This window comes from Pseudacidovorax intermedius (assembly GCF_003350475.1).
GTDB lineage: Bacteria > Pseudomonadota > Gammaproteobacteria > Burkholderiales > Burkholderiaceae_C > Xenophilus > Xenophilus intermedius.
On sequence record NZ_QQAV01000001.1, the window covers coordinates 1,310,469 to 1,334,613 of the forward strand.

The 24,145-nt window shown below is 71.3% G+C and carries 21 protein-coding genes; 11 read left to right on the plus strand and 10 right to left on the minus strand.

Annotation, left to right across the window (positions count from 1 at the left end; translation table 11 throughout):
* Positions 1–4: 4 nt before the first annotated feature.
* The 6 genes from DFR41_RS05870 to DFR41_RS05895 all read right to left on the minus strand — a co-directional run bounded on the left by DFR41_RS05870 (position 5) and on the right by DFR41_RS05895 (position 6,084).
* Positions 5–1,240 (minus strand): ring-opening amidohydrolase, encoded by a 1,236-nt coding sequence (locus DFR41_RS05870; protein ID WP_114802207.1) that lies wholly within the window; start codon positions 1,238–1,240, stop codon positions 5–7.
* 127 nt (positions 1,241–1,367) lie between these two features.
* Positions 1,368–2,066: an aspartate/glutamate racemase family protein gene (locus DFR41_RS05875; RefSeq protein ID WP_114802003.1), complete on the minus strand. Its 699-nt coding sequence runs from the start codon at positions 2,064–2,066 to the stop codon at positions 1,368–1,370.
* Positions 2,067–2,129: 63 nt separating this feature from the next.
* Positions 2,130–2,840, minus strand: coding sequence for a GntR family transcriptional regulator (locus DFR41_RS05880; RefSeq protein ID WP_170159314.1), 711 nt, complete (start codon positions 2,838–2,840; stop codon positions 2,130–2,132).
* A gap of 63 nt (positions 2,841–2,903) precedes the next feature.
* Positions 2,904–3,833 carry a polysaccharide deacetylase family protein gene (locus tag DFR41_RS05885; RefSeq protein ID WP_114802005.1) on the minus strand — a complete coding sequence of 310 codons (930 nt, stop codon included), beginning with the start codon at positions 3,831–3,833 and terminating at the stop codon, positions 2,904–2,906.
* Between the two features lie 144 nt (positions 3,834–3,977).
* Positions 3,978–5,024 carry a tripartite tricarboxylate transporter substrate binding protein gene (locus DFR41_RS05890; RefSeq protein ID WP_114802006.1) on the minus strand — a complete coding sequence of 349 codons (1,047 nt, stop codon included), beginning with the start codon at positions 5,022–5,024 and terminating at the stop codon, positions 3,978–3,980.
* Positions 5,025–5,178: 154 nt separating this feature from the next.
* On the minus strand, positions 5,179–6,084 hold the full coding sequence (locus DFR41_RS05895) for a LysR family transcriptional regulator (RefSeq protein WP_114802007.1): 906 nt from the start codon (positions 6,082–6,084) through the stop codon (positions 5,179–5,181).
* A 154-nt stretch (positions 6,085–6,238) separates the two neighbouring features.
* Between DFR41_RS05895 and DFR41_RS05900 the strand changes: the two genes are divergently transcribed.
* The 6 genes from DFR41_RS05900 to DFR41_RS05925 are packed head-to-tail and all read left to right on the plus strand — an operon-like array spanning position 6,239 to position 11,369.
* Positions 6,239–6,589, plus strand: coding sequence for a YciI family protein (locus DFR41_RS05900; protein ID WP_425326681.1), 351 nt, complete (start codon positions 6,239–6,241; stop codon positions 6,587–6,589).
* Positions 6,590–6,619: 30 nt separating this feature from the next.
* Positions 6,620–7,888 (plus strand): RNA polymerase sigma factor, encoded by a 1,269-nt coding sequence (locus DFR41_RS05905; RefSeq protein ID WP_017760773.1) that lies wholly within the window; start codon positions 6,620–6,622, stop codon positions 7,886–7,888.
* A gap of 56 nt (positions 7,889–7,944) precedes the next feature.
* Entirely contained in the window at positions 7,945–8,976 is a 1,032-nt protein-coding gene (locus DFR41_RS05910) for a ligase-associated DNA damage response exonuclease (RefSeq protein ID WP_114802008.1), read from the plus strand.
* Positions 8,973–10,781, plus strand: coding sequence for an ATP-dependent DNA ligase (locus DFR41_RS05915; protein ID WP_114802009.1), 1,809 nt, complete (start codon positions 8,973–8,975; stop codon positions 10,779–10,781). The genes DFR41_RS05910 and DFR41_RS05915 overlap by 4 nt, the downstream gene beginning before the upstream one ends.
* Before the next feature lie 53 nt (positions 10,782–10,834).
* Positions 10,835–11,107 carry a BrnT family toxin gene (locus DFR41_RS05920; protein ID WP_114802010.1) on the plus strand — a complete coding sequence of 91 codons (273 nt, stop codon included), beginning with the start codon at positions 10,835–10,837 and terminating at the stop codon, positions 11,105–11,107.
* On the plus strand, positions 11,088–11,369 hold the full coding sequence (locus tag DFR41_RS05925) for a BrnA antitoxin family protein (RefSeq protein ID WP_017758158.1): 282 nt from the start codon (positions 11,088–11,090) through the stop codon (positions 11,367–11,369). The genes DFR41_RS05920 and DFR41_RS05925 overlap by 20 nt, the downstream gene beginning before the upstream one ends.
* A gap of 12 nt (positions 11,370–11,381) precedes the next feature.
* Here DFR41_RS05925 and DFR41_RS05930 read toward each other — a convergent pair whose 3' ends face one another.
* On the minus strand, positions 11,382–12,170 hold the full coding sequence (locus DFR41_RS05930) for a GntR family transcriptional regulator (protein ID WP_114802011.1): 789 nt from the start codon (positions 12,168–12,170) through the stop codon (positions 11,382–11,384).
* 100 nt (positions 12,171–12,270) lie between these two features.
* Entirely contained in the window at positions 12,271–13,242 is a 972-nt protein-coding gene (locus DFR41_RS05935; protein WP_114802012.1) for a tripartite tricarboxylate transporter substrate binding protein, read from the minus strand.
* A gap of 242 nt (positions 13,243–13,484) precedes the next feature.
* On the opposite strand from DFR41_RS05935, the gene DFR41_RS05940 reads away from it, so the two are divergent.
* Entirely contained in the window at positions 13,485–16,217 is a 2,733-nt protein-coding gene (locus DFR41_RS05940; protein WP_114802013.1) for a ligase-associated DNA damage response DEXH box helicase, read from the plus strand.
* A gap of 39 nt (positions 16,218–16,256) precedes the next feature.
* On the opposite strand, the gene DFR41_RS05945 is transcribed toward DFR41_RS05940, so the two are convergent.
* Together DFR41_RS05945 and DFR41_RS05950 are read right to left on the minus strand one after the other, a co-directional pair.
* The gene (locus DFR41_RS05945; RefSeq protein WP_114802014.1) at positions 16,257–18,059 is read right to left on the minus strand and encodes a TonB family protein; all 1,803 of its coding nucleotides are present in this window, start codon (positions 18,057–18,059) and stop codon (positions 16,257–16,259) included.
* Between the two features lie 8 nt (positions 18,060–18,067).
* Positions 18,068–19,786, minus strand: coding sequence for an Hsp70 family protein (locus DFR41_RS05950; protein ID WP_114802015.1), 1,719 nt, complete (start codon positions 19,784–19,786; stop codon positions 18,068–18,070).
* A gap of 180 nt (positions 19,787–19,966) precedes the next feature.
* On the opposite strand from DFR41_RS05950, the gene pdeM reads away from it, so the two are divergent.
* The 4 genes from pdeM to DFR41_RS05975 all read left to right on the plus strand — a co-directional run bounded on the left by pdeM (position 19,967) and on the right by DFR41_RS05975 (position 24,100).
* Positions 19,967–20,689 (plus strand): ligase-associated DNA damage response endonuclease PdeM, encoded by a 723-nt coding sequence (gene pdeM / locus DFR41_RS05955; RefSeq protein WP_114802016.1) that lies wholly within the window; start codon positions 19,967–19,969, stop codon positions 20,687–20,689.
* Positions 20,677–21,240, plus strand: a complete 564-nt coding sequence (locus DFR41_RS05960; RefSeq protein ID WP_114802017.1) for a Crp/Fnr family transcriptional regulator — start codon at positions 20,677–20,679, stop codon at positions 21,238–21,240. The genes pdeM and DFR41_RS05960 overlap by 13 nt, the downstream gene beginning before the upstream one ends.
* Positions 21,241–21,766: 526 nt before the next feature.
* Positions 21,767–22,795: an aromatic ring-hydroxylating oxygenase subunit alpha gene (locus tag DFR41_RS05970; RefSeq protein WP_114802019.1), complete on the plus strand. Its 1,029-nt coding sequence runs from the start codon at positions 21,767–21,769 to the stop codon at positions 22,793–22,795.
* A gap of 99 nt (positions 22,796–22,894) precedes the next feature.
* Positions 22,895–24,100 (plus strand): ABC transporter substrate-binding protein, encoded by a 1,206-nt coding sequence (locus DFR41_RS05975; protein WP_114802020.1) that lies wholly within the window; start codon positions 22,895–22,897, stop codon positions 24,098–24,100.
* Positions 24,101–24,145 lie beyond the last annotated feature (45 nt).

Genomic DNA, 24,145 nt, shown 5'->3' on the forward strand with positions numbered 1-24,145 from the left:
CGTATCAGCCCACGTCCGCGATCACGGCCACCAGGCCGCCGCCGTCGGGGCCCTGGTGTTCCGCGCCGCCGGAGACGAAGAGCCGCCCGTCGCCCAGCACCCCGGCCACCAGCCCGCCCACGGCGCCGCGGATGTGGCGCTGGGCGTTGATGTCGGTGTCATCCAGCATGGTGTGGCGGGTGCCCCGCACCTGGCCGCGGCGGTCGGGCTCGCACTTGACGAAGACGGCGGCCACGCGCGTCGCCTGATCGGCCGGCAGCTGTGGCGTGGCCTGCAGACCCAGGGGGCGCAGCGCCTCGCCGACGGCGGCGATGTCCAGCGCGTCGCGCATCGGCGCGCAGCCCATGCGCAGCGGCCCCTGCCAGCGGGCACTGTGGCCCAGCACGATCACCTCGTTGGCGCTGACCTCCACGCCGGAGGAGACGCTGGCGCGGGCCGAGAAGCGGTCGAAGTCGCGCAGCATCGCACCCTCCAGCGCCGGGTCGTCCGGCAGTTCGCCCAGTGCGATGGCCGCGCCGAAGGCGCCCGCCGCACGGGCGAAGGCCATGGAGCGCCCCGGGTCGGCCGTCAGCACGGTGTGCCCGGCTGCGACGGCCGCCTGGGCCCGGGCCGAGGTCACGCAGGGGCACTTCAGTTGAACGAAGGCCACGTCCTCGGGCCGGTCGATGCCGGCCTGGTCCATGGCGGCGCGCACGGCGTGGGCCACGGCGCGGACGTGCGTCCAGCGGCCGATGTCCTGCGCGGGCGTCGGGGGGCTGAAAGCAGTGCCGATGGCGAGGGCGCCGGGGGCTACCGCTTCACGGCGAGCCGGCGCGTCGGTGTCGGCGGCCGTGCCGGGAGCGATGCGGGTCTCGCGCTCGACAACATGGCTGCCGCCGCTGCACCCCGCGTCAGCCGGCACCATCCGGCGCGAGAAGACCACGTAATGCGGACTCAGCACGCCTTCGGTGCCGCCGGAAAGCACGCAGGGCAGTTCGCGCCAGATCGCCTCGGCCGGCCGCCCAGTGCGCTCGGCCAGCAACTGCATCAGCGACTGGGTGAAATAGCCGCGGGTGAAGTCGTTCACGCCGCCATTGCCCTCGGTCTTTCCGATGACGGCGACCACCTCGTCCGCCGCCATGGTGCCGGCGTCGAAGAGCGCGGCCAGGGCTGACAGGTCGCCGGGATGGGCCATGCCCAGGCGGTGCACGGCCAGCTGTGGGCGCAGGTGGGCGGGGGTGGAAAGGGGGGCGGAAGTCATGATGCGCTGCACAAGATGGCCGCAGTATGGGCAGCGGCTGCGCCAACTTCCAGCGCATTGTTTCGCTCGGAGCGAGCGCAAATTGTGTGCAGTCGATTCGGCCGCTGGCAGCCGCCAGGGCGGCGGATCAGGCGCTCGGCGTGATCGGCAGCGCGCGCCACTGCGCCAGCGCCGCCTGCAGCCCGTCCTCCAGCAACCCGCCGTAGCGCAGCGTCGGCCGCATGCCCGCGAAGCCGGCGCCGCCCAGCATGCAGTCGGGTGCGGCACCGCCCGGGTGTGCACCGTCCAGGTCGTCCAGCGCCCGCTGAACCAGCGCCGAGAAGGCCGCCGGGTTCTGGCTGCCGGCCAGCCCGGTGGTGTCCAGCGTGGTGATGCCGTGCAGCAGGGGCCAGGCGCTGGTGTGGCGGGCCGCCAGCTCATGCAGCATCGGCCCCCAGGCCTTGCCGGCCGTGACGATGTGGAAGGGCCGCCCGCGGGCCAGCGCCTGCAGCATGCTCGATTCGGCCATGCCCAGCACCGGCACGCGGCTGGCCGCACGCAGCGCCGCCAGGCCCGGGTCGCCGTAGCAGGACAGCAGCACGGCATCGGCCCAGCCGTCGTCCACGGCCGGCCAGGCGCGGGCAGCGGCCTGGGCGCCGGCGGCAAAGCTCTCGCGGGTGGCGATCACCGGCGGTCCGTCGTCGCAGGTGAAGCCGCGCAGCTCCACCTGGCCGGCCGTCAGCCGCCGCAGCTCGTGCAGCACGGCGTCGGTCATGGCGGCCGTGCGGTTGGGGTTGAGCACCAGAAGCCGGGGGCGGGGCGGCAGGGCGGGAGCGGTCTGGGTCATGGAAGTGCCCGGTGGATGTGACAGCGGTGCCGATTGACGAAAGCAGCGCCCGTGCCCGCGGGGTCAGGCGGTCGGCTGGGCCAGTCCGGCCTGGGCGTCGGCCCAGGCCTCGGCGATGGTCTGCTCGGCGTCCACTTCGGCTTCAGGGGCGGCGCGGGGCTTGAGCCGCGTCTCGATCAGCGACAGGTGCACCTGCATGGCCTTCATGGCGCCGGCCGCGTCGCCGCGGCGCAGGGCCTGGGCGATGGCCTCGTGCTCCTCGCAGCCGCAGCCCGAGGCGCTGGCCGGCTCGAAGAAGGCCACCAGCATGGCGGTGCGGCTGACCAGCTCCTGCAGCTGCCGCACCACGAAGGGGCTGCCGGTGAATTCGGCCAGCAGCAGGTGGTATTCGCCCGACAGCCGGATCGAGGCGGCGCGGTCGCCCGCATGCAGCGCGGCATGCTCGCGCCGCTCGTGTTCGGCCAGCGCCTCCAGCTGCGAGGGGCTGAGCGTGCCGGCCAGGCTGCCGACGATGCCGCCTTCGATGATGCGGCGGGCGTCGTAGATCTCGCGCGCCTGCGCCAGCGTGGGGTTGCTGACGAAGCAGCCGCGGTTGGGCATCAGGTCCAACAGCCGCTCGTGGCCCAGCCGGTGCAGCACCTTGCGCACCCGCTCGCGCGAGACGCCGAAGACCTGCGCCAGCCGCGTTTCCACCAGCTGGGTGCCGGGTGCGAGCCGCCCGGCCAGCAGGGTCTGCGCCAGAGTGCGGTGGATGGCCTCTTCCGTCGGATGCATCCGGACGACTTTAGCGCAGGCCCTCGGGGCGCCCATCCGCGCGATCCCTGTCGGCGGAAGCCGTCATCCGGCGGGGGTGGCCGCAGCGTCCGGGCGCGGCGCGTGGGCCAGCCAGTGGCGGGCGATCTGCTCGCGCGTGGCGATCCAGGCACCGCTGCGGCGTCGCAGGTGCTCGAGGATCAGCGCCAGCGCCTTCATGCGCGCCGGCCGGCCGATCATGCGCAGGTGCAGGCCCACCGACATCATGCGCGGCCGCGTGGCGCCCTCGTCGTGCAGCCAGTCGAAGGCGTCGCACACGTACTCGGCGAACTGCGCGGCGGTGGCGAAGCGCTGCGTGTGCTGGAACTGCATGTCGTTGGTGTCGAAGGCATAGGGCAGCACCAGGTGCGGCCGGCCGGCCACCGGCACGAAGAAGGGCAGGTCGTCGTTGTAGGCGTCGCTGTCGTAGAGGAAGCCGCGTTCGGCCAGCAGCGCCCGGGTGTTCGGCGTGCAGGCCGAGCGCGTGTGCCAGCCCACCGGCCGCCGACCGCACGCGGCCTCGATGGCGGCCATGCAGGTGTCCATGGCCGCGGCCTCCTGCGCGGGCGCCATGCCGGCGTGGCTTTCCCAGCGCCAGCCGTGGGCCGACACCTCGTGTCCGCGGGCGACTGCGTCCTGCGCCAGCCAGGGGCTGCGCGCCACCGCCCGGCCGCAGGCGCTGACGGTCATCGGCGCGCGGTGGCGGTCGAACAGCTCGGCGATGCGCCACCAGGCGGCGCGCGTGCCGTACTCGAAGTGGCTGTCGATGCACGGATCCCAGCCGGTGCGCGGGTCGATCACCTCGTACACCGACTCGTTGCGCGCATCGCCATCGGCCACCGAGAACTCGGCGCCCTCCTCGAAGTTCAGCACGAAGGAGACCGCCACCCGCGCCTCACCCGGCCACGCCACGGCGGGCGGGCGGTTGGCGTAGCCGATGAAGTCGCGGGAATTGTTGGTCAGTGATGAGGTCATGGAGCGTGGTGCTCGGAGCGTTCGAAGGGCCGCGGAGCAGGCCATGCGCGGGCACCCGCGGAACCGGCTTTGCCGGGCCGCCGGGTGCGCCCCCTTGAGGGGGGAGGCGGCTACACGAAGTGAGCAAGCAACGGGGGTGGGCTCTCAATCTGCTTTGATGTTGCGTTCCTTGACCACCTTCGCCCAGCGCGTGAACTCGGCATTGAGGTAGTCGTTGGCCTGCGGCAGTGTGGTCGTGATGACCTGGCCGCCGGTGTCCTCGATGCGGGTGCGGAAGTCGGGCAGCGCGGCCACCTTGCGCAACTCGGCGTTGACTTGCTCCAGCACCGGCCTGGGCGTCTTGGCCGGCGCCAGCAGCATGTACCAGGAGACGAATTCGTAACCCGGGATGCCGGCCTCGGCCACCGTCGGCACGTTGGGCAGCTTGGGCGCGCGCTTGGCGCCGGTCACGGCCACGGCATTGAGCTTGCCGCTCGTCACCATCGGCAGCGAGGACGTGATGATGTCCACCGACAGCGGCACGCGATCAGCCATCACGTCCTGCAGCGCGGGGGCGGCGCCCTTGTAGGGCACGTGGGTCATGCGCACGCCCGCCATCGACTCGATGAGCGCCGCGCCCACGTGGCTGGTGGAGCCCACGCCGGAGGACGCGTACTGCACCTCCTCGGGCCTGGCGCGGGCCATGGCCAGCAGGTCCTTGAGCGATTTGTCCTTGAGCGCCGGGCCGGTCACGATGATGCTGGGCACCTCGGCCACCACGCCCACGGGCACGAAGTCGGCACGCGTGTCGTAGGGCAGCTTGGCATACATGAAGGGGTTGACCGCATGGCCGATGGTCACCATCAGGAAGGTGCTGCCATCGGCCGGCGACTTGGCCGTCACGTCGGTGCCGATGATGCCGCCCGCGCCGGGCTTGTTGTCGATGACGATGGGCTGGCGGTTGCCCGTGATGTCGGCCAGCTTCTGGCCCACCAGGCGGGCGTACACGTCGGCGGCGCCGCCGGGCGGGAAGGGCACGACGATCTTCACGGGGCGGTCGGGCCAGGCTGCGACGTCGGCGGCACTGGCGGGCGCCGAGGTTCCCCAGCCGGCCGCGGCCAGCAGCCCGCCGAGCAAGGCCGTGGCCAGGGTGCGGCGGGTGGATCGGGCCGGCAGGGGCGCGGCGGGCGGGTGGACAACGGGACGGTGCATGGCGGCTCCAGCGAAAGGGATGGGCGGGTGCCGCGCTTCGCCTTGGGAAGTGCCTGCACCTGAATTGTGCACTTCACTTGATTGATTGTGCACAATTGAAGCCGCTAGCGGCTTTCGTGCCAGGCGGCCAGGCCGGCCCGGAAGAACGTGGAGCTCAGTGCGGCAGCGCCGCCAGCGCGTTGACCAGCGCCTCCTGGAACGACAGGGCCGCGATCGGCAGCATCCGCCCCTCGCGTGTCGCCAGCACCAGCTGGCTGCTGGTGAGCGACCGGTCTGTCAGCGGGATCGACACCAGCTCGCCGGTGCGCACCTCGCGCAGCGTGCCGATCCGGAACTGGAAGCTGATCGCCCCGGTCTGCCGCGTGAACTCCTTGAGCGTCTGCACGGCGCTGGCCTCCAGCGCCACCTTCAGCTGCAGCCGCGAGCGGGCCATCACCGCGTCGAGCAGCCGACGGCTGCCGAAGGAGCGGTCGCCCAGCGCCACGGTGTACTCCTGGCAGTCGGCCAGGCGCAGGCTCTCGCGGCCGGCCAGCGGATGGTCGGGGCGCAGCATGGCGCACAGCGGCTGGTCCAGCGCGCTGATGACGCGCAGGGACTCGGCCGGCTGCGGGTCGTGCACCAGCACCATCTCCACATCGTCGGCCATCAGCTGCTGCACCAGCTGGGCCGTCACGCCCGACACCACCTGGAACTGCACGCCCGGATGCGCCTGCTGGTAGTGCGCGATGGTGCGGGGCATCAGGTCGCTGGCCACCGACTCCGCGCAGCCGATGCGCACCGTGCCGCGCACCAGGCCGCGCAACTGCTCGATCTGCGAGGCGGCCGAGCGCAGGTCGCCCAGCGTGCGGCGCACGGCGGTCAGCAGCACCTCGCCGGCTGCCGTCAGCCGCACGCCGCGCGGCAGGCGCTCGAACAGGGGCGTGCCGATCTCGGCCTCGATTTCCAGGATCTTGCGGTTCAGCGCGGTCGAGGCGACGTGCAGCTTCTCGGCCGCCTTGCGGATCGAGCCGGCGCGGGCGACGGCATCCAGGTAGACGAAGGAGCGCGGGGGGTGCAACACGGGCCGTGGAGAAGGGTCTGGGGCGGCTGGCACAGTAGCACAGGGGGCCGGCGCAAAAAAAGCGCGTGCGGCTGTCGAAATGGTCTGCGCTGGCGCGACATTCCAGCGAGCAATCCTGCTCGCCACTTCTCGGGGAACCCTTGTCATGCAATTCATGCTGATCTTCATGATTTCCGAAGACGACCGCGCTGCGGCGGCGGACCATCGCGCCGAGCGTTACCACGGCGCCTGGATGGCGTATGTGGGCGCTGTCCACCAGGCGGGCATCTCACGGGCCGGCCACGGCCTGCAGCCGCCGGAGACCGCCACGACGGTGCGCGTTCGCGGCGATGCGCGCCAGGTCCAGGACGGACCGTTTGCCGATACCAAGGAGCAGATCGGCGGCTACTTCGTGATCGAGGTCGAGGACCTGGACGCGGCGCTCGAGTGGGCCGCGCGCGCACCCTGTGCGGCCACCGGCGGTGTGGAAGTCCGGCCGGTGATGCCCGTGCCGCCGTCCGTCTGAAAGGTCGCGGCCTCCGCTTCGAACCAAGCCATGACGGCACCGCGAGACGAGGTGCGAGCGGTCGTGGAGCGCACGGCCCGCGACTCCTATGGGCGGCTGCTCGCGCTGCTTTGCGCGCGCAGCCGCGACATTGCCGCCAGCGAGGACGCGTTGGCGGATGCCTTCGAAGCGGCATTGCACGACTGGCCACGGCAGGGCCTGCCGCAGAACCCGCCCGGCTGGCTGCTGACCGTCGCTCGCCGGCGGCTGCTCGACCAGCACCGCCATTCGCACGTCATGGCCGAGGCGGAGGCCGAGCTCCTGCTGCTGGCCGACGAACTGGGCGGCGATGACGTGGCGGCTGCGGCGGCGGTGCCCGACGAACGGCTGCGCCTGCTCTTCGTGTGCGCGCATCCAGCCATCCAGCCTGCGGCGCGTGCGCCGCTCATGCTGCAGGCGGTGCTGGGGCTGGACGTGGCCCGCATGGCGGGCGCCTTCCTCACGGCGCCGGCCACCCTGTCGCAGCGGCTGGTCCGGGCCAAGGCGAAGGTGCGGGCCTCGGGCGTGGCCTTCGAGTTCCCGCGAGCGTCCGAGCTGGCCGCCCGTCTGCAGGACGTGCTCGAGGCCATCTATGCCGCCTATGGGACCGGCTGGGATGAAGTGGATGGGGCCGACGCCGCGCGCCAGGGCCTGACGGCCGAGGCCGTCGAACTGGGGCGCATCCTGTGCGGGTTGATGCCCCGCGAACCCGAGCCGCTGGGTCTGCTGGCGCTCATGTTGTTCTGCGAATCGCGGCGCAGCGCCCGGCGTGGTCCCGACGGCGGATACGTTCCGCTGAGCGAGCAGGACGTTTCGTGCTGGGACGAGGATGCGCTGCATGAGGCGGAGGCCTCACTGCGTCGAGCCGCGGCGATGGGCGTGCCCGGCGCCTATCAGTACGAGGCGGCCATCCAGTCCGCGCACACGCATCGCCGGCTGGGCGCCGTCGTTCCGGCGGCGGCCTTGCTGGCCTTGCATGACGCACGGGTCGCGCTGACGCCGTCCCTGGGGGCGCGCGTGAGCCGAGCCTGTGCCCTGGGCGAGGCGCAGGGCGCCGATGCCGCCCTTGCCGCATTGGACGCGGTGCATGCCGAAGCGCCTGTGCAGCTGGACGGCTACCAGCCATGGTGGGCCGCGCGGGCGCACTGGCTGGCGCGACGAGGGGACGTCGAACAGGCGCGCGACGCCTACGTCCGGGCCATGGGGCTGTCGGCCAGCCGCGCCGTGCGCGAATACCTCGCAGGTGCCGCGGCCCGGCTGAGCACACCGCGTCCTGTGTGAGGCCACGGCGGCGCAGTGGCGCTCTCCTACGGAGTCGCCCGCCGGCCGGCACTAGCATGCCGCGCATGGACCTCGTCGTCGCCCGCCCCGAGGGCCTGTACTGCCCGCCCGGTGACTTCTATATCGACCCCTGGCGTCCGGTCGACCGGGCCGTCATCACCCATGGCCATTCGGACCACGCGCGCTGGGGCCACAACCACTACCTGGCGCACGAGCAGGGCGAGGGCATCCTGCGCGCGCGGCTGGGCGCGGACATCACGCTGCAGACCCTGCCCTACGGCCAGGCCATCGAGCACCACGGTGTGCGCATCTCGCTGCATCCGGCCGGCCATGTGCTGGGCTCGGCCCAGGTGCGGCTGGAGCATGGCGGCCAGGTCTGGGTGGCCTCGGGCGACTACAAGACCGAGCCCGACGGCACCTGCACGCCCTTCGAGCCGGTGCGCTGCGATTGCTTCATCACCGAATCCACATTCGGCCTGCCCATCTACCGCTGGCCCACGCAGCCCGAGCTCTTCGCGCAGATCGACGCCTGGTGGCGGCGTAATGCCGAGGAAGGCCGCGCCAGCGTGCTGCTCGGCTATGCCTTCGGCAAGGCGCAACGCATGCTGCATGGCGTCGACGCCTCCATCGGACCGATCGTGGTGCATGGCGCCGTCGAGCCGCTCAATGCCGTCTACCGCGCCGCGGGCGTGGCGCTGCCGCCCACCCTGCGCGTGACCGACCCCGGTGTCGATGCCGCGATGCTGCGCCGCGCCCTCGTGGTGGCGCCGCCCTCGGCCCAGGGCACGCCGTGGATGCGCCGCTTCGGCGCCAATGCCTCGGATGCGTTCGCCAGCGGCTGGATGCTGCTGCGCGGCACGCGCCGGCGCCGCGGCGTGGACCGTGGCTTCGTCATGAGTGACCATGCCGACTGGCCCGGCCTGCACAAGGCCATCGCCGCCACCGGCGCCGAGCGGGTGATGGTCACGCACGGCAGCGTCGCGGTGATGGTGCGCTGGCTGCGCGAGAACGGCCTGGATGCGCAGGCCTTCGCCACCGAGTACGGCGACGAGGACATTGCCGATGCGCCGGAGGTGGCGGCGTCATGAAGGCCTTCGCCGCCCTCTACCGCGAGCTGGACGCCAGCACCTCCAACCTGGTCAAGCAGGCCGCCCTGCAGCGCTACCTGCGCGCCGCGTCGCCGCGCGATGCGGCCTGGGCGGTGTACTTCCTGGCCGGCGGCAAGCCGCGACAGCTGGTGCCCGTCAAGCTGCTGCGTCTGCTGGCGCAGGAAGCCGCCGGCCTGCCCGAATGGCTGTTCGTCGAAAGCTATGAGGCGGTGGGCGACCTGGCCGAGACCATCGCGCTGCTGCTGCCGCCTTCCGACGGCACCCACGAGCTGGGTTTGGCGGATTGGGTGGAGCAGCACCTGCTGCCCCTGCGCGGCGCGCCGGCCGAGGGCCTGCCCGACACGCTGCGCGCGCAGTGGCGGCTGCTGGCGCCGGAGGAGCGGCTCGTCTACTTCAAGCTCATCACCGGCGCCTTCCGCGTCGGCGTTTCCAAGTTGCAGGTCACGCAGGCCCTCGCGGCCGTGGGCGGGCTGGACCCCAAGCGTGTCGCCCAGCGGCTGATGGGCTACACCCACATCGGCGCGCGGCCCGGCGAGGCGGACTATGCAGCCCTGATCGCGCCCGAAGGCACGGATGGCGAGGGCTCGGCCATCAGCGGTGGCCAGCCCTATCCCTTCTTCCTGGCGCATCCCTTCAACGAGCCGCTCGAACGCTTCGACGAGCTGCTGGGCCCGCCGTCCGGCTGGCAGGTCGAGTGGAAGTGGGACGGCATCCGCGCGCAGATCGTCTGCCGCGAGGGCCAGGCCTGGGTGTGGTCGCGTGGCGAAGAGCTGGTCAGCGAGCGCTTTCCCGAGTTGGCTGCGCTGGGCGGCGTGCTGCCGGACGGCACGGTGCTGGATGGCGAGATCGTGGTGTGGCGGCATGGGCCGGTCGAGGAGGAAGCGCGTGCTGCCAGCGCCGATGCGGATGCGGATGCGGATGCGGATGCGGATGCGGATGAGCCCGCCGTGGACGCAGCGCCCGGCGCTCGCGCCGCCAAGGCCGCCGCTGTCGGCGTCGCTCCGACGCCCGCGCGCACGGCGGGCCGCGTGCAGCCCTTCGCCGAGCTGCAGAAGCGCATCGGCCGCAAGACCCTCACGCCCAAGCTGCTGCGCGAGCTGCCCGTGGTGCTGCTGGCCTACGACCTGCTCGAAGAGGCCGGCCAGGACCTGCGCCCGCTGCCTCAGCACGAGCGCCGCGCCCGGCTCGACGCGCTGCTGGCGGCCGTGAACCACCCGGTGCTGCGCCCCAGCCCTGTGCTCAAGGGCGACAGCTGGGCCGACCTGGCGCGCCAGCGCGAGGCCTCGCGCAGCCTGGGTGTGGAGGGCTTCATGCTCAAGCGCCGCGATGCGCAGTACGGCGTGGGCCGCACCAAGGATGTGGGGCTGTGGTGGAAGTGGAAGATCGATCCGCTCACGGTCGATGCCGTGCTCATCTATGCCCAGCGCGGCCACGGCCGCCGCGCCAGCCTCTACAGCGACTACACCTTCGCCGTGTGGGACGGCCCGCCGGAGCAGGAGGGACGCCAGCTGGTGCCCTTCGCCAAGGCCTATTCGGGCCTCACCGACGCCGAGATGGCCAAGGTCGACGCCGTCATCCGCAAGACCACCATCGAGAGCTTCGGCCCCGTGCGCAGCGTGCGGCCCACGCTGGTCTTCGAACTCGGCTTCGAGGGCATCGCCCGCAGCCCGCGCCACAAGAGCGGCATCGCCACCCGCTTCCCGCGCATGCTGCGCTGGCGGCAGGACAAGCCGGTGGAAGAGGCGGACACCTTGCAGACACTGCAGGCTTTGTTGCCGGCATGATCGTCTGATAACCTCCCCGGAGGCGATATTTTTCGCCAACACAAAAAATCAGGGTGGAATGGATTTTCGACACGGGCAAGGATGCCCTCAACCAGGCCAAGCACGGCGTATCGCTTGCCAAGGCGCGGGAACTCGACTGGGACCATGCGCTCGTGGCGCCCGACCTGCGGCGCGACTGTGGCGAGCCGCGTCAGGTGGCTCTGGCGCCGATGGCCGGCAGGCTCTGGGTGGTGGTGTTCACCGACCGGGCGGACGTGCGCCGGGTGATCAGCCTTCGCAAGGCCAACCTGCGGGAATTCCGACGTTATGAACAAGAAGCGCCCTGAACTCACAGCCCCGACGGCCGTCGAGGACGACGCCCTCACTGCGGCGGCCCTGGCCGATCCGGACAACCTGCCGCTGGATGATGCGCAACTGGCGGCACTGCGGCCCGCGCGCGGACGCCCCAGGCTGGCCCAGCCCAAGGTGGCCCTCACCATGCGGGTGGACGCCGATGTGCTCGAAGCCCTCAAGCGGAGCGGACCGGGGTGGCAGACGCGGGTAAACAGCCTGTTGCGCAACGCCCTGGCCTTGAGCGCCCATCACTGAACGCGCGCTCCTTCAAGCCAGCCCGTTCTGCGGCCGGTTGTTCTCGATCCACACCCGCGTCGGCCCACCCACGCGCGACAGGCGCATGTGGTACTCGTAGCGGCCGGGGTGGTACAGGCCGGTGAGGTACTGCACGGGTCGGCCCGTGGCATCGCACACCACGCGCGCGATGCGCAGCAGCGGCTCGCCGGCCTGCATGCGCAGGGCCTGGGCCACCTGCAGGTCGGCCAGGGCGGCGCCCATGGTCTGCTCGGCAGAATCGACCTGCACGCCATGCTGCTCCAGCGCCACCAGCATGGGCGTGTCCTGCAGTGTGTGCCGCTGCACCGCCGTGGCCAGGTCGGCCGGCAGGAAGACTTCGGAGTACAGGAAGGGCTGCGTCTTGAACTTGCGGATGCGCACCACCCGCAGCACCGGCGCGCCGGCCGCGAGGCCCAGCGCCTCGGCCGCGTGCGAGGGGGCTTCCACCACGCCGTGGTCCAGCACCTGCACCCGCGTGCGCTCGCCCAGGCTGACGATGCTGTCGAGCAGGCCGGCGCGCAGGGGCAGGTGCCGCGGCGGCTCGCCCGTGCCGGTGGGCAGGGTGCCCTTGCCGCGCATGCGCATCACCAGGCCTTCTTCCTGCAGGCGCGCCAGCGCCGTGCGCACGGTCACCCGGGCGACGCCGAATTCCCGGGCCAGCTGGCGTTCGCCCGGCAGCGGCAGGCCCCGTTCGTAGTGGCCGGATTTCAGGCGCTCGCGCAGCAGCAGCCGCACCTGCTGGAAGCGCGGCAGGAGAGAGGGTTCGGCGGCGGCAGGCATGCGGCCGAATGTAGGAGGGCCGTTGGCGCCGGGCAAGGCAGGCCCTGGCGTCGGTCGTCCTTGTCCGCGGTGTACGGCCGGCCGCCCCAGCGCGGACGGATCAATCGACGGTGGCGCCCGAGGCCTTGATGATCTTCGCCCAGTCCTGCACGTCCTGCGCCACGAACTGGCCGAACTGCGGCGGCGTCATGTGGACGGCGGTGGCCGCCTCGGTCTGCATGCGCTCCTGGTAGGCCGGCGAGTCGATGGCGGCCTTGACGGCGGCGTACAGCTTGTCCGTCACGTCCTGCGGCATCCGCGCCGGGCCGAACAGGCCGAACCAGGCCTGCGACTCGAAGCCCTTGACGGTGCGGCCGATGGGCGGCACGCCCGGGAACTGCGGCAGCGGCTCGCGCGTGCTCACGCCCAGCAGCTGGATGGCGCCGCCCTTCGCATGCGGCAGCACATTGACGGCGCTGGCGAACATCAGGTCCACCGTGCCGGCCAGCACGTCGGCCAGTGCGGGGTTGGTCCCCTTGTAGGGCACGTTGACGATGTCGGTGCCCGTCATCATCTTGAACTGCTCGCTGGCCAGGTGCAGCGAGGATCCCTGCGCGCCGATGGCGAAGTTGAGCTTGCCCGGGTTTTTCTTCGCGTACGCGATGAGCCCCGCCATGTCGTTGAAGGGCAGGCCCTTGCGGGCGATCAGCACGCTGGGCACGCGCGCCACCATGGTGATGGGGGTGAAGTCCTTCACCGGGTCGAAGACCAGGTTCCTGTAGAGCGTGGCGTTGATGGTGTGGCCGGTGAAGCTCATCAGCAGCGTGCTGCCATCCGGCGGCGCCTTGGCCACATAGGCGGCGGCGATGTTGCCACCGGCGCTCGCGCGGTTCTCGACCACCACCGGGCGGCCCAGGCTGTCGCCCATCATGCGGCCGATGATGCGGGCCAGGGTGTCGGTGGTGCCGCCGGCCGGGCTGCCCACGACGACGGTGAGGGGCTTGCCCTCCTGCGCGAGCGCAAGGCCGGGCAGGAAGGCGGTGGCCGCCAGCAGCGCGGCCAGGGTGGCGCGGCGTGTGCGCGGGAAGGTCATCGGGGCTGTCTCCTTGTGATCGGGCCATGCTAGGCAGGCTGGGCCGTGGGTTCAATGGGACCAACTGGTCCTATCGATGGAGCCACTTGTGCAAGGATGGCAGTCCGCGGCGCCTGAAGACGCCGTGGCTGGGCATGTGCGGGCAGGACGGCGCGCGGAGCGGGGTCGGTCCGCACATCCTCCGAGGCACGACGGCCTTTCGACCTGCAAACGGCCCCCATGGCCTTTGCTGTAATCGCGCCATGCCTCGCCGGCCCGCTTCATCGCTTCTTGCCCAGCCGTCCGGCGCGTCCGGGCCTGCGCCCGCGGGCGGGCCTGCCGGGCTGGCCGTCCAGCACTGGTTCGACGCCCGCGGCTGGCAGCCCTTCGCCTTCCAGCGCGAGGTGTGGGCCGCCATCGCGGCCGGCCGTTCGGGTCTGCTGCACGCGACCACCGGCGCGGGCAAGACCTATGCGGTGTGGCTGGGCGCGCTGCAGGCGCTGGCCGGCGAGCCGCCCGCCGCGGAAAGCGGCGGCAAGCCACCCGCGCCACCCCCGCTCACGGTGCTGTGGATCACGCCGATGCGCGCGCTGGCGGCCGACTCGCTGCGCGCCCTGTCCGAAACGCTGCCCGTGGTCGCGCCCCACTGGGCGGCCGCCGCGCGCAGCGGCGACACCTCGTCGTCCGAGCGCAGCGCGCAGAACCAGCGCCTGCCCACCGTGCTGGTCACCACGCCCGAGAGTCTGTCGCTGATGCTGGCCCGCGCCGATGCGCAGGAGCGCCTGCGCCACCTGCGCCTGGTGGTGGTGGACGAATGGCACGAGCTGCTGGGCAACAAGCGCGGCGTGCAGGTGCAGCTGGCGCTGGCCCGCCTGCGGGGCTGGAACGCCGGCCTGATGGCCTGGGCCATGTCGGCCACGCTGGGCAACCTGCACGAGGCCATGGGCGCGCTGCTGGGTCCGGGCGAAGCCGGCGTGCTGGTACAGGGCCAGGTGCCCAAGACGCTGGTGGTCGACACCCTTCTGCCCGGCCGCACCGACCGCTTTCCCTGGGGCGGCCACCTGGGCTTGGCGATGCTGCCGCAGGTGGTGCAGGAGATCGACGCCAGCCCCAGCACGCTGGTCTTCACCAACACCCGCTCGCAGTCCGAGATCTGGTACCAGGCCCTGTTGGAGGCCCGTCCCGACTGGGCGGGGCTGATCGCGCTGCACCACGGCTCGCTCGACCGCGCGGTGCGCGAATGGGTGGAGCTCGGCCTCAAGAGCGGCCAGCTCAAGGCGGTGGTGTGCACGTCGAGCCTGGACCTGGGCGTGGACTTCCTGCCGGTGGAACGCGTGCTGCAGATCGGCTCGCCCAAGGGCGTGGCGCGGCTGCTGCAGCGCGCCGGCCGCTCGGGCCACGCGCCGGGCCGGCCCTCGCGCGTGAGCATCGTGCCCACCCACAGCCTGGAGCTGGTCGAGGGCGCCGCCGCGCGCGACGCCATCGCGGCCGGCCACATCGAATCGCGCCACACGCCGCGCGAGCCGCTGGACGTGCTGGTGCAGCACCTCGTGACGGTGGCATTGGGCGGTGGCTTCCGGCCCGAGGCGCTGCTGGAAGAGGTGCGGCGCACGGCGGCCTATGCGCATCTGTCGGAGGCCAACTGGCAGTGGTGCCTGGACTTCGTGCGCCAGGGTGGCCCCTCGCTCGCCGCCTACCCGGACTACCACCGGGTGATGCCCGATGCCGAGGGCGTGTGGCGCGTGCCCGATGCGCGGCTGGCGCGGCGGCACCGCAGCAACATCGGCACCATCGTCAGCGACGCCAGCATGAGCGTGCAGTTCGTCGGCGGCGCGCGCATCGGCACGGTGGAAGAGAGCTTCGTCGCCCGCATGAAGCCGGGCGACTGCTTCCTCTTCGGCGGCCGCATGCTGGAGCTGGTGCGCATCCGCGAGATGACGGCCTGGGTGCGCCGCGCCAGCGGCCAGCGCCCGGCCGTGCCGCGCTGGAACGGCGGGCGCATGCCGCTGTCCACCACGCTGGCCGATGCCACCGTGCAGCAGCTGGCGCTGGCCGCCGAAGGCCGCTACGACTCGCCCGAGCTGCAGGCCGCGCGGCCCCTGCTGGAGATCCAGCAGGCCTGGTCGCGCCTGCCCACGCCCGACACGCTGGTGGCCGAGGCGCTGCGCACGCGCGAGGGCTGGCACCTGTTCCTCTATCCCTTCGCCGGTCGGCATGTGCACCTGGGGCTGGCCAGCCTGCTGGCCTGGCGGGTGGCGCAGCACGCGCCGCGCACCTTCTCCATCGCGGTCAACGACTATGGCTTCGAGCTGCTGGGCGCCACCGAGGTCGACTGGCCGCAGCTGCTGCCCCAAGTGCTGCGCGCCGGCCACGACGCGCCAGCGCAGGAGGCCCTGGCCGCGCACGACGACGACGGCGCGCTGCTGCACGAGGTGCTGGCCAGCCTCAATGCCAGCGAGCTGGCGCAGCGGCGCTTCCGCGAGATCGCGCGGGTGTCGGGCCTGATCTTCCAGGGCTACCCGGGCGAGAAGCGCAGCAGCCGGCAACTGCAGGCCTCCTCCTCCCTGTTCTGGGAGGTGCTGCGCAAGTACGACCCGGCCAACCGCCTGCTGGCCCAGGCCGAGACCGAGCTGCTCGCGCAGGAGCTGGACATCGCCCGCCTGCGCGAGAGCCTGGTGCGCATGGCCGGCCAGCGGCTGGAGCTGGTCCAGCCCAAGCGGCCAACACCCTTCGCCTTTCCGCTGATGGTCGAGCGCTTTCGCGAGAAGCTCAGCAACGAGAGCGTGGCCGACCGCATCGCCCGCATGGTGGCCCAGCTGGAGGAGGCTGCGGGCGGCGAGATCCCGGTGGGCGACGCGCAGGACGTGCGGCGCACTCTGGCCTTCGGGCAGGAGCAGCCGCCGGACAAGCCGGTCAAGGGCAGCGAGGACGCGACTCCGGCACCGCGGCGCGCCCGTCGGCCCCGCAAGCCCTCGAAGCCGCTGCCGCCGCTGTGACCGCGGTGCCTGCGCGCCGCAAGCGGTGCCGCGCCCCGGCTAGGCTTTGGGGCGGAAGGCGATCACCATCTGCGGCGGCACCTTGCCGTCGCGGTCTGCCGGCAGGCTGGGCACGCGCGCCATGGCGCGCAGCACGGCGGCGTCCCATGCCGCGACACCGCTTGAGCGGGTGAGCCGGTATTGCTCGATCCGCCCATCCACCGCGAGCTGGAGGGTGACCTCCGCGGCCGGGTTGCCGCTCACGGGGTCGCCAAAGATGATGTAGGGCCGCACCGCGTCGGTGATGGACTGGGCATAGCTCGCCGGACGCTCCCGGGCGGGCCGGGTGTTTTCGGCCAGCGTGAAGTTGAAGGGCGCGCGCATCACGCTGACGATGCCCTTACCCGCCGCGTTCCTGGCCGGCGAGAACCGCGCGCTGTGCATGGCCGCCAGCGCAGCCTCGTCCAGCACGGCCTGGCCCGAGCTTTTCTCCACCACGATGCGACTCGCCGTTCCGTCGGCCTCGACGCGCACTGCGAGGAGGACCACGCCCTCCATCGAGGCTCGACGGGCTTCGGCCGGGTAGACGACCTTGGGCGGCGACAGATAGGAGGCCGCAACGGCCGCCCGCTCCACCCCGGCCAACCCGCCGCCCGGCGAACCGGACTGCGTCATGCCTCCGAGCAACTGGTCCACGGCCTTGCGCTGCTCGGCGTCAGGCGTCGTGCCCGGCTGTCCCGGTGCCCTCGTCAGCACGGGTGTGCTGACGCTGGGCTGGCCCATGGAGCTCGCGTGCGTGGCGGACGGGGCGGGTGTCGAACTGGGTGAGTCGAGCAGCTTGCCGAGCGCGCCCACTGCCATCAGCACCATGAAAGCCCAGCCATAGCGCGAACCCCAGGATTTGGCGCGGGGTGCGGGTGCCGGCACCGCACGGCGTCGTGCCGCTCGGGGCGCCAGCATCCGGCGCCAGCGAGGCACCTGTTCCGCCCATTCGCGCCATCGGCCGATGTTGCGCGTGTTGGTGATGAGATGCAGCCAGTGCGGATAGAGCTGCACGATCTGATCGAGCATCGGCTGTTGCGCGAGCAGGGCGCCCGTGCGCGGGCGACGATCGGAGCGCAACTGGCGGATCAGCTCTCTCTGGGCCGTGCGCAGCTTGTTGGGCAGGCCGTCGTAGAACTCCATCTCGGCCAGCGCGGCCGAGACGATGGCGCCCGCCCGCGAGAACGCGGCCAGGCGACCCCGGTCGGCCTTCCAGCCCAGGCAGGCGATGGCGGGGCCGAAGAGATGCTCCTTGCCGGGCGCCCAGCCCTCGGCAAGGATTTGCGCGACACCCCATTCGAAGTAGAAGCGCGCATCCACGTCGACCAGGCGCGGCCCTTCGAGGCATTGGGTGAGCCAGGTCTGCAACGCCGCGCGCCGCTGCTCTCCGCCGGGCAGGATATGGCGGCACAGCTCGTCCAATGCCTCGCGGGCGATCTGCTGGGCAGCCTGGTCGGCGGCGACCTGCTGCGCAGGCGCAAGGGGCGCCATGACGGCGCTGGCCGGGGTATCCGCGGCGCCGGCACCGGCATCGGCGCCACCGGCGGCGGCCGGCGCTTCCGTCGACGCGTCCGCGGGCCCGGCAGCAGGCGGTGGCTGTTGCGTCGAAATGGCATCCTCACCCTGGCCGGCGGCCTGGACGGCTTGGTGCGAGAGCCATGACCGGGCCTGTTCGTAGGCTTCGCGCAGGGACTGGAAGCCTTGCGCATCGGCTTCCTGATCTGTTTCCTTCAGCAGTCGCGCATAGGCGCGGCGGACGGCGCGCTCGTCCGCGTCGGGGCCCAGCCCCAGCCGGCGCAGAAAGGGAGGCGTCTTGCCCATCGGGTGCCTCAGTGATCGTCGTCGGCCAGGACGGCACCGCTTTGCTCGATCTGATCGAGCTGCGCCTCGAGCCGCGCGCGTCCCTGCGCGGCGAGCCGCATGTCCTGCGTGGCCAGGTCGGATTCGAAGCGCAGGATCTGCGCGCTCAGCCATTCCCGCACCTGCCCGCGCAAGAGCGCATAGATGCGTTCGGCCCGGGCCAGGGTGGTCCGGTTTTCGAGGGTGTCGCGCGGATGGATCTTCAGCCCCTGCATCGCATCCAGCCGCTCGGCGACCTCGGCGTCGGTCAGCAGTCCGGGGTTGCCCTGGATCACCACGCTGACGGTCCTGCGCGTCTTGAGGACGGTCGCCTCTACCTGCAGCAGGCCATTGACGTCGTAGGTGAAACGCACGTCCACTGCCGAGTCCTCGATGTTGGCGGACGGCGTATCCACCCGCAGTTCGCCCAGGTGGATGTTGTCCCGCACCATCCGGGATTCGCCCTGGAAGATGTGCAGATCGATGCAGTGCTGGCCTTCCGAGATCGGCACGTAGTTCTTCACCCGGCTGACAGGGACGGTGGTGTTGCGTTCGATGATGGGGTCGAAGTGCCCTGGCGTGGTGCTGCCGTCGGGCAGGCGTTTGCTGACCGCCACGCCGAGGGAGTAGGGCGCCACATCGGTCATCACCACTTCCTTGAGCGCGGCGTCGCGGGCCTTGAGTCCTGCCTGCACGGCCGCGCCGAGCGCCACGACCTCGTCGGGGTTGAAGTCGATGGCGGGGAAGCGGCCGAACATGGTGGTGGCCAGTCGCCGCACCATGGGCATGCGCGTGGCGCCGCCGGCGAGCACGATGTTGTCGAGCATGGCGCTGCGCAGGTTGGCGTCTCGAAGCGCCCGCTCCACCGGCATCCGAAGCCGCTTGAGCAATGTGGCGCAGGCATGTTCCAGCATGGGCTCGTCGATGGCGAGCGAGAGGTCCTGGCCCTTGTAGGCGACCTTGATCTCGGCCTTCGGTTGTTCGCTGAGTGCCTTCTTGGCCCGCTCTGCCGCCCCCAGGAGCCGCTGCAGGAAAAGGCGATCCTGGCGCACGGACGCGGGCAGGCCGGCCTTCTCGATGAACAGGTCCACCAGCGCCATCAGGAAATCCTCGCCGCCAAGGAAGTTGTCGCCGGCCGAGGCGCGGACCTCCATGACGCCTTCGAACATCTCCAGGATCGAGACATCGAAGGTGCCGCCGCCCAGGTCGAACACCAGAAAGCGCGTCTCCGCGTCACGCTGGTGCAGCCCGTAGGCGAGCGCTGCAGCGGTGGGTTCGTTGAGCAGGCGCTCCACCTTCAGCCCGGCCAGGCGGCCTGCCGTCTGCGTCGCCTTGCGCTGTGCGTCGGAGAAATAGGCGGGCACGGTGATGACCGCCTCCTCGACGGCCTGCCCCAGGAATGCCTCGGCATCCGCCTTCAGCGACCGGAGGATGAGCGAGGACAGCTCCTCGGGCCGGAAATCTCGTTCACCCAGCGCCAGCGTTTTGGCGCTGCCCATGTAGCGCTTGAAGCTGGCAGCGGTTCGCTCGGGATGGGTCTGCAGACGCTCTCGCGCTGCACGGCCGACCAGCACCGTCCCATCGTCGTCGAGGCTGATGCAGGACGGGGTGAGCGTCTCACCCAATGCATTCGGGACGAGCGTCGCACGGCCCTCCTGCCAGACGGCCGCCAGGCTGTTGGTGGTTCCCAGATCGATGCCGACGATCATCTTGACTCCATGGACATGTTGGTTCGAAAGCGCATGGTATTGAGCATTTGTGCTTCAGGCGTTGCATCGGACGGCCGAGCCCGGGGCGGGCATCGGCTCGGACGGCTGCCTCGGCCGCCTCGTCGGGCCAAGCGCACTATCCGTTGCGAAACGTAAACTCCTGCCTTCCTCCACCTTCCCATGTCCTTCCTGCCCCGTTCCGATGCCCCTGCCGCCCATGAAGTGCTCTGGGCTGGCGAGCGCCTCCACCTGCTGCCCGAGCGCGCCCTGTGGTGGCCGGCGGCCCGGACCCTGTTCATCGCCGACCTGCACATCGGCAAGGCCGCCACCTTCCGGGCACTGGGCCAGCCGGTGCCCGGCGGCACCACGCACGAGAACCTGGCCCGCCTCGATACGCTGATCCATCGGCAGGGTGCGCGCGAGGTGGTCTTCCTGGGGGACTTCCTGCACGCGCCGCAGGCCCGCACGCCGCAGGTGCTGCAGGCGCTGGCCGCCTGGCGCGCGCGCCATCCCCAACTGGGCATGACGCTGGTGCGCGGCAACCATGACGACCGGGCCGGCGATCCGCCGGCCGAACTGCGCATCGCGCTGGCCGACGAACCCTTTGCGCTCGGTCCCTTCGCCTGCTGCCACCATCCGCAGACCCAGCCGGGCCGCTTCGTGCTGGCGGGCCACCTGCATCCGGCCTGCGCGCTGCAGGGCCCGGGCCGCGACAGCCTGCGCCTGCCCTGCTTCGTCAGCGAGCCAGGCCTGGCGATCCTGCCGGCCTTCGGCGAATTCACCGGCGGCCTGCTGCTGCCGCGGATGCCGCAGCGCCGGCTGCATGCGGTGGGTGGCGGGGGCGTGTGGCTGTTGCCACCCGCGGCCGGCGACCGCGACGAAGGGACGCCATGGCCTCGGTGAACCTGCGCGAGGAAGCGGCGCTGATGCTCACCCGCTCGTCCATCGTGGCCGAGCTGGACATCCACGACGCGCGGATCATCGTCGACGCCATGCGCCCCATGGCCGTCAAGGCCGGCACGGTCATCATGACCGAGGGGCAGACCGACGACGTCGACTACATGGCGCTGGTGCTTGAAGGCCAGGTGCGGGCCGAGGGCTCGGGCGTGGGCGATGGCGACGAGGTGGTGATCTCGGTCATCGACGCCGGCCAGCTCTTCGGCGAGATGGGCCTGATCGACGGCTCGCCGCGCTCGGCCACCTGCACGGCCCTCACCGACCTCAAGCTGGCGGTGCTCACCCGCCGCGCGCTGCGCGGCCTGGTGGAAGTGCAGCCCGCCGTGGCCGCGCGGCTGATGCTGTCCATCTCTCGCGCGCTGGCCGAGCGCCTGCGCGAGAGCAACCGCCGCCTGCGCACCCTGTCGCAGATCAGCCGCGCCATGCAGGCCGAGCTGGGCGCGGTGCACGCCGTGAACAAGCGCCTGCTGGCGGCGCAGGCGCGCAAGGCCGGCTGAGACTTCCTGCGGGCCGGCGCGTGGCGTGGGCTGGCTTGGCTTGGCTTGGCTTGGCTTGGCTTGGCTTGGCTTGGCTTGGCGCGAAGGCGGGCTGGGCCAGGGTCGTGTCCTCGCCGGCGCGGCGCAAGGCCGGGCGGCTGCGCTTCGCGTGGCGTGGCAGGCATGGCATGGCATGGCGTGGCGTGGCGTGGCGTGGCGTGGCGTGGCGTGGCGTGGCGTGGCGCCATGACCGGACGATTCCCAAGCCAAGGGCGCATCCCCATGCGGGCTCGTTCACCCACGACCGTTCAGGCTGAGCCTGTCGAAGCCTGCCGCCCCACGCCGGGGCAAACAGGCTGACTGACTTTCATCGCAAGCGGCCCCGACGCTTCTCGCCATGCCCTGCGAGAGTGCACCCGACGCACCGTTCCCGCCCATGATGCAATCAAAATGGAGTGAATACTCCATTAAGTGAAGAAAACACTTACTCCAAGGCTGGCACGCCGTATGCTGATGCGGGTCAAACATCCCACGGAGTCGACGCACGATGAGCAGCACGCCCTATCCCCGCAACGCCTGGTACCCGCTCGGCTGGGCCCGCGATATCGGCCAGTCGCTGGCCAAGCGGCGCGTCCTGGGCGAAGACCTGGTGGTCTTCCGCACCAGCACCGGCGAGGTGGCCGTACTGGACGACGCCTGCCCGCACCGCCTCGCGCCGCTGTCGCTGGGCCGGCTGCGCGGCGATTCGGTGGAATGCGGCTACCACGGCCTGGCCTTCGACTGCAGCGGCCACTGCACGCAGGCGCCGGGCATGCAGCGCGCGCCGGCCAATGCGCAGGTGCGCAGCTATCCCACGGCCACAAGCATGGGCATGGTCTGGGTGTGGATGGGCAACGCGGCGCTGGCCGATGCCACGCAGGTCTTCCATCTGCCCGAGTACGACGACCCGGCCTACAGCGTGATCGAGGGCGACGCGCTGCCCGTGGCCGCCAACTACCTGAGCCTGGCCGACAACCTGTGCGATCCCACGCACGTGGTCTACGTGCATCCCACCACGCTGGGCAGCACCGGCCGTGAAGAGACGCGCGTGCAGCACCAGCGCGAGGGCCGCAAGGTCGTCACCTGGCGCTGGGTCATCGACGGGCCGCTCATCCCCATCTTCCAGGGCCTGAAGGACTTCGGCGGCAACGTGGACCGCTGGCACTACTACCACTACCACGCGCCCAGCATCGCCGTCATCGACTTCGGCTCCGCCGCCACCGGCACCGGCGCGCCCGAGGGCGCACGCGGCGACTGCATCCAGATGTTCGCCTGCCACTTCATCACGCCGGTGGACGCGCGCAGCTGCGTGCAGCACTGGCTGCTGCTGAAGAACTCGCCCGCCGATGCCGCCACCGACGAGCGCCTGCGCGCTGGTCTGCGGGTGGCCTTCAACGAGGACAAGGCCGTGCTCGAAGCCATCCAGCGCAACGAGGACAAGCCGCGCGACTGGCAGCGCGTGCAGCTCGGCCTGGATGCCTCGGCCATCAAGATGCGCCGCATCGTGCAGGAAATGGTCGAGGCCGAATCGGCCTGAGCGAGCGCCGCCCACGCGGCGCCAACGGGTGCCGCGCCCGCTTCTTTCACTTGTCTGTCTTCCGTCTCCGTCCCATCACCCCACCCACGAGGACCCGCGATGATCCCCAAGCCCTGGCGCCATGCCCTGACCGTCGGCCTGCTGGCCGTCGTTGCCACCGCGCTGCCTGCCGCCGCGCAGGAGCCGATCCGCATCGGCGAGATCAACAGCTACAAGGCCCTGCCGCAGAACCTGGTGCCCTACCGCAACGGCTGGCTGCTGGCGCAGGAAGAGATCAACGCCGCCGGCGGCGTGCTCGGCGGCCGCAAGCTGGAGACGCTGTTCCGCGACGACAACGCCAACCCCGGCGACGCCGTGCGCATGGCCGAGGAGCTGATCGCCCGCGAGAAGATCGACATCCTCTCCGGCGTCACGCTGTCGCATGTGGGTGTGGCGCTGGCCGACTTCGCGCGGCAGAAGAAGATGTTCTTCCTCGCCTCCGGCCCGCTGAGCGACAAGGTGGTGTGGGAGAACGGCAACCGCTACACCTACCGGCTGCGCTCGGGCACCTATGCCCTGGCCACCTCGGTCGTCGCCGAGGCCGCCAAGCTGGGCAAGAAGCGCTGGGCGCTCATCTACCCCAACTACGAGTACGGCCAGGCGGCCACGGCCGCCTTCAAGGAGCAACTCAAGAAGCTGCAGCCCGACGTGGAGTTCGTCGCCGATCAGGCGCCGCCCCTGGGCAAGATCGACGCCGGCGCCGTGGTGCAGGCCATCGCCGATGCGAAGCCTGATGCCATCTTCAACGTGATGTTCGGCAGCGACCTCACCAAGCTGGCGCGCGAGGGCAAGACGCGCGGGCTGTTCCAGGGCCGCGAAGTGGTGAGTCTGCTGAGCGGCGAGCCCGAGTACCTGGACCCGCTCAAGGACGATGCGCCCGAGGGCTGGATCGTCACCGGCTACCCCTACACCGCCATCGACACGCCCGAGCACCGCGCCTTCTATGCGGCCTACCAGAAGAAGTACGGCGACTATCCGCGCCTGAACGCGGTGGTGGGCTATGCCACGGTGAAGGCCTTGGCGGCCGGCATCCAGAAGGCCGGCGGCACCGACACCGAGAAGCTGATCGCCGCCTTCAAGGGCCTGAACTTCTCCACGCCCTTCGGGCCCGCCACCTTCCGTCCGCAGGACAACCAGTCCACCATGGGCATCTACGTGGGCCGCACGGCGGTGAAGGACGGCAAGGGCGTGATGCCCGCGGGCACCTACATCGACGGCAGCAAGCTGGCGCCGCCGGACGATGTGATCCGCAAATTGCGGAACTGAGACACCTCCCATGCCGCTTCGCGGCGTCTCGATGTGATCTCAGTT

Bases quoted from the DNA above. Each gene is read 5' to 3' on its own strand.
- DFR41_RS05880 (WP_170159314.1), bottom strand. From the start codon at position 2,840: ATGCATCCGACGGAAGAGGCCATCCACCGCACTCTGGCGCAGACCCTG.
- DFR41_RS05970 (WP_114802019.1), top strand. From the start codon at position 21,767: ATGAGCAGCACGCCCTATCCCCGCAACGCCTGGTACCCGCTCGGCTGG.
- DFR41_RS05935 (WP_114802012.1), bottom strand. From the start codon at position 13,242: ATGACCTTCCCGCGCACACGCCGCGCCACCCTGGCCGCGCTGCTGGCG.
- DFR41_RS05900 (WP_425326681.1), top strand. From the start codon at position 6,239: ATGCTGATCTTCATGATTTCCGAAGACGACCGCGCTGCGGCGGCGGAC.
- DFR41_RS05875 (WP_114802003.1), bottom strand. From the start codon at position 2,066: ATGACCCAGACCGCTCCCGCCCTGCCGCCCCGCCCCCGGCTTCTGGTG.
- DFR41_RS05945 (WP_114802014.1), bottom strand. From the start codon at position 18,059: ATGGGCAAGACGCCTCCCTTTCTGCGCCGGCTGGGGCTGGGCCCCGAC.
- DFR41_RS05870 (WP_114802207.1), bottom strand. From the start codon at position 1,240: ATGACTTCCGCCCCCCTTTCCACCCCCGCCCACCTGCGCCCACAGCTG.
- DFR41_RS05950 (WP_114802015.1), bottom strand. From the start codon at position 19,786: ATGATCGTCGGCATCGATCTGGGAACCACCAACAGCCTGGCGGCCGTC.
- DFR41_RS05960 (WP_114802017.1), top strand. From the start codon at position 20,677: ATGGCCTCGGTGAACCTGCGCGAGGAAGCGGCGCTGATGCTCACCCGC.
- DFR41_RS05930 (WP_114802011.1), bottom strand. From the start codon at position 12,170: ATGCCTGCCGCCGCCGAACCCTCTCTCCTGCCGCGCTTCCAGCAGGTG.
- DFR41_RS05885 (WP_114802005.1), bottom strand. From the start codon at position 3,833: ATGACCTCATCACTGACCAACAATTCCCGCGACTTCATCGGCTACGCC.
- DFR41_RS05975 (WP_114802020.1), top strand. From the start codon at position 22,895: ATGATCCCCAAGCCCTGGCGCCATGCCCTGACCGTCGGCCTGCTGGCC.
- pdeM (WP_114802016.1), top strand. From the start codon at position 19,967: ATGTCCTTCCTGCCCCGTTCCGATGCCCCTGCCGCCCATGAAGTGCTC.
- DFR41_RS05890 (WP_114802006.1), bottom strand. From the start codon at position 5,024: ATGCACCGTCCCGTTGTCCACCCGCCCGCCGCGCCCCTGCCGGCCCGA.
- DFR41_RS05925 (WP_017758158.1), top strand. From the start codon at position 11,088: ATGAACAAGAAGCGCCCTGAACTCACAGCCCCGACGGCCGTCGAGGAC.
- DFR41_RS05905 (WP_017760773.1), top strand. From the start codon at position 6,620: ATGACGGCACCGCGAGACGAGGTGCGAGCGGTCGTGGAGCGCACGGCC.
- DFR41_RS05915 (WP_114802009.1), top strand. From the start codon at position 8,973: ATGAAGGCCTTCGCCGCCCTCTACCGCGAGCTGGACGCCAGCACCTCC.
- DFR41_RS05910 (WP_114802008.1), top strand. From the start codon at position 7,945: ATGCCGCGCATGGACCTCGTCGTCGCCCGCCCCGAGGGCCTGTACTGC.
- DFR41_RS05940 (WP_114802013.1), top strand. From the start codon at position 13,485: ATGCCTCGCCGGCCCGCTTCATCGCTTCTTGCCCAGCCGTCCGGCGCG.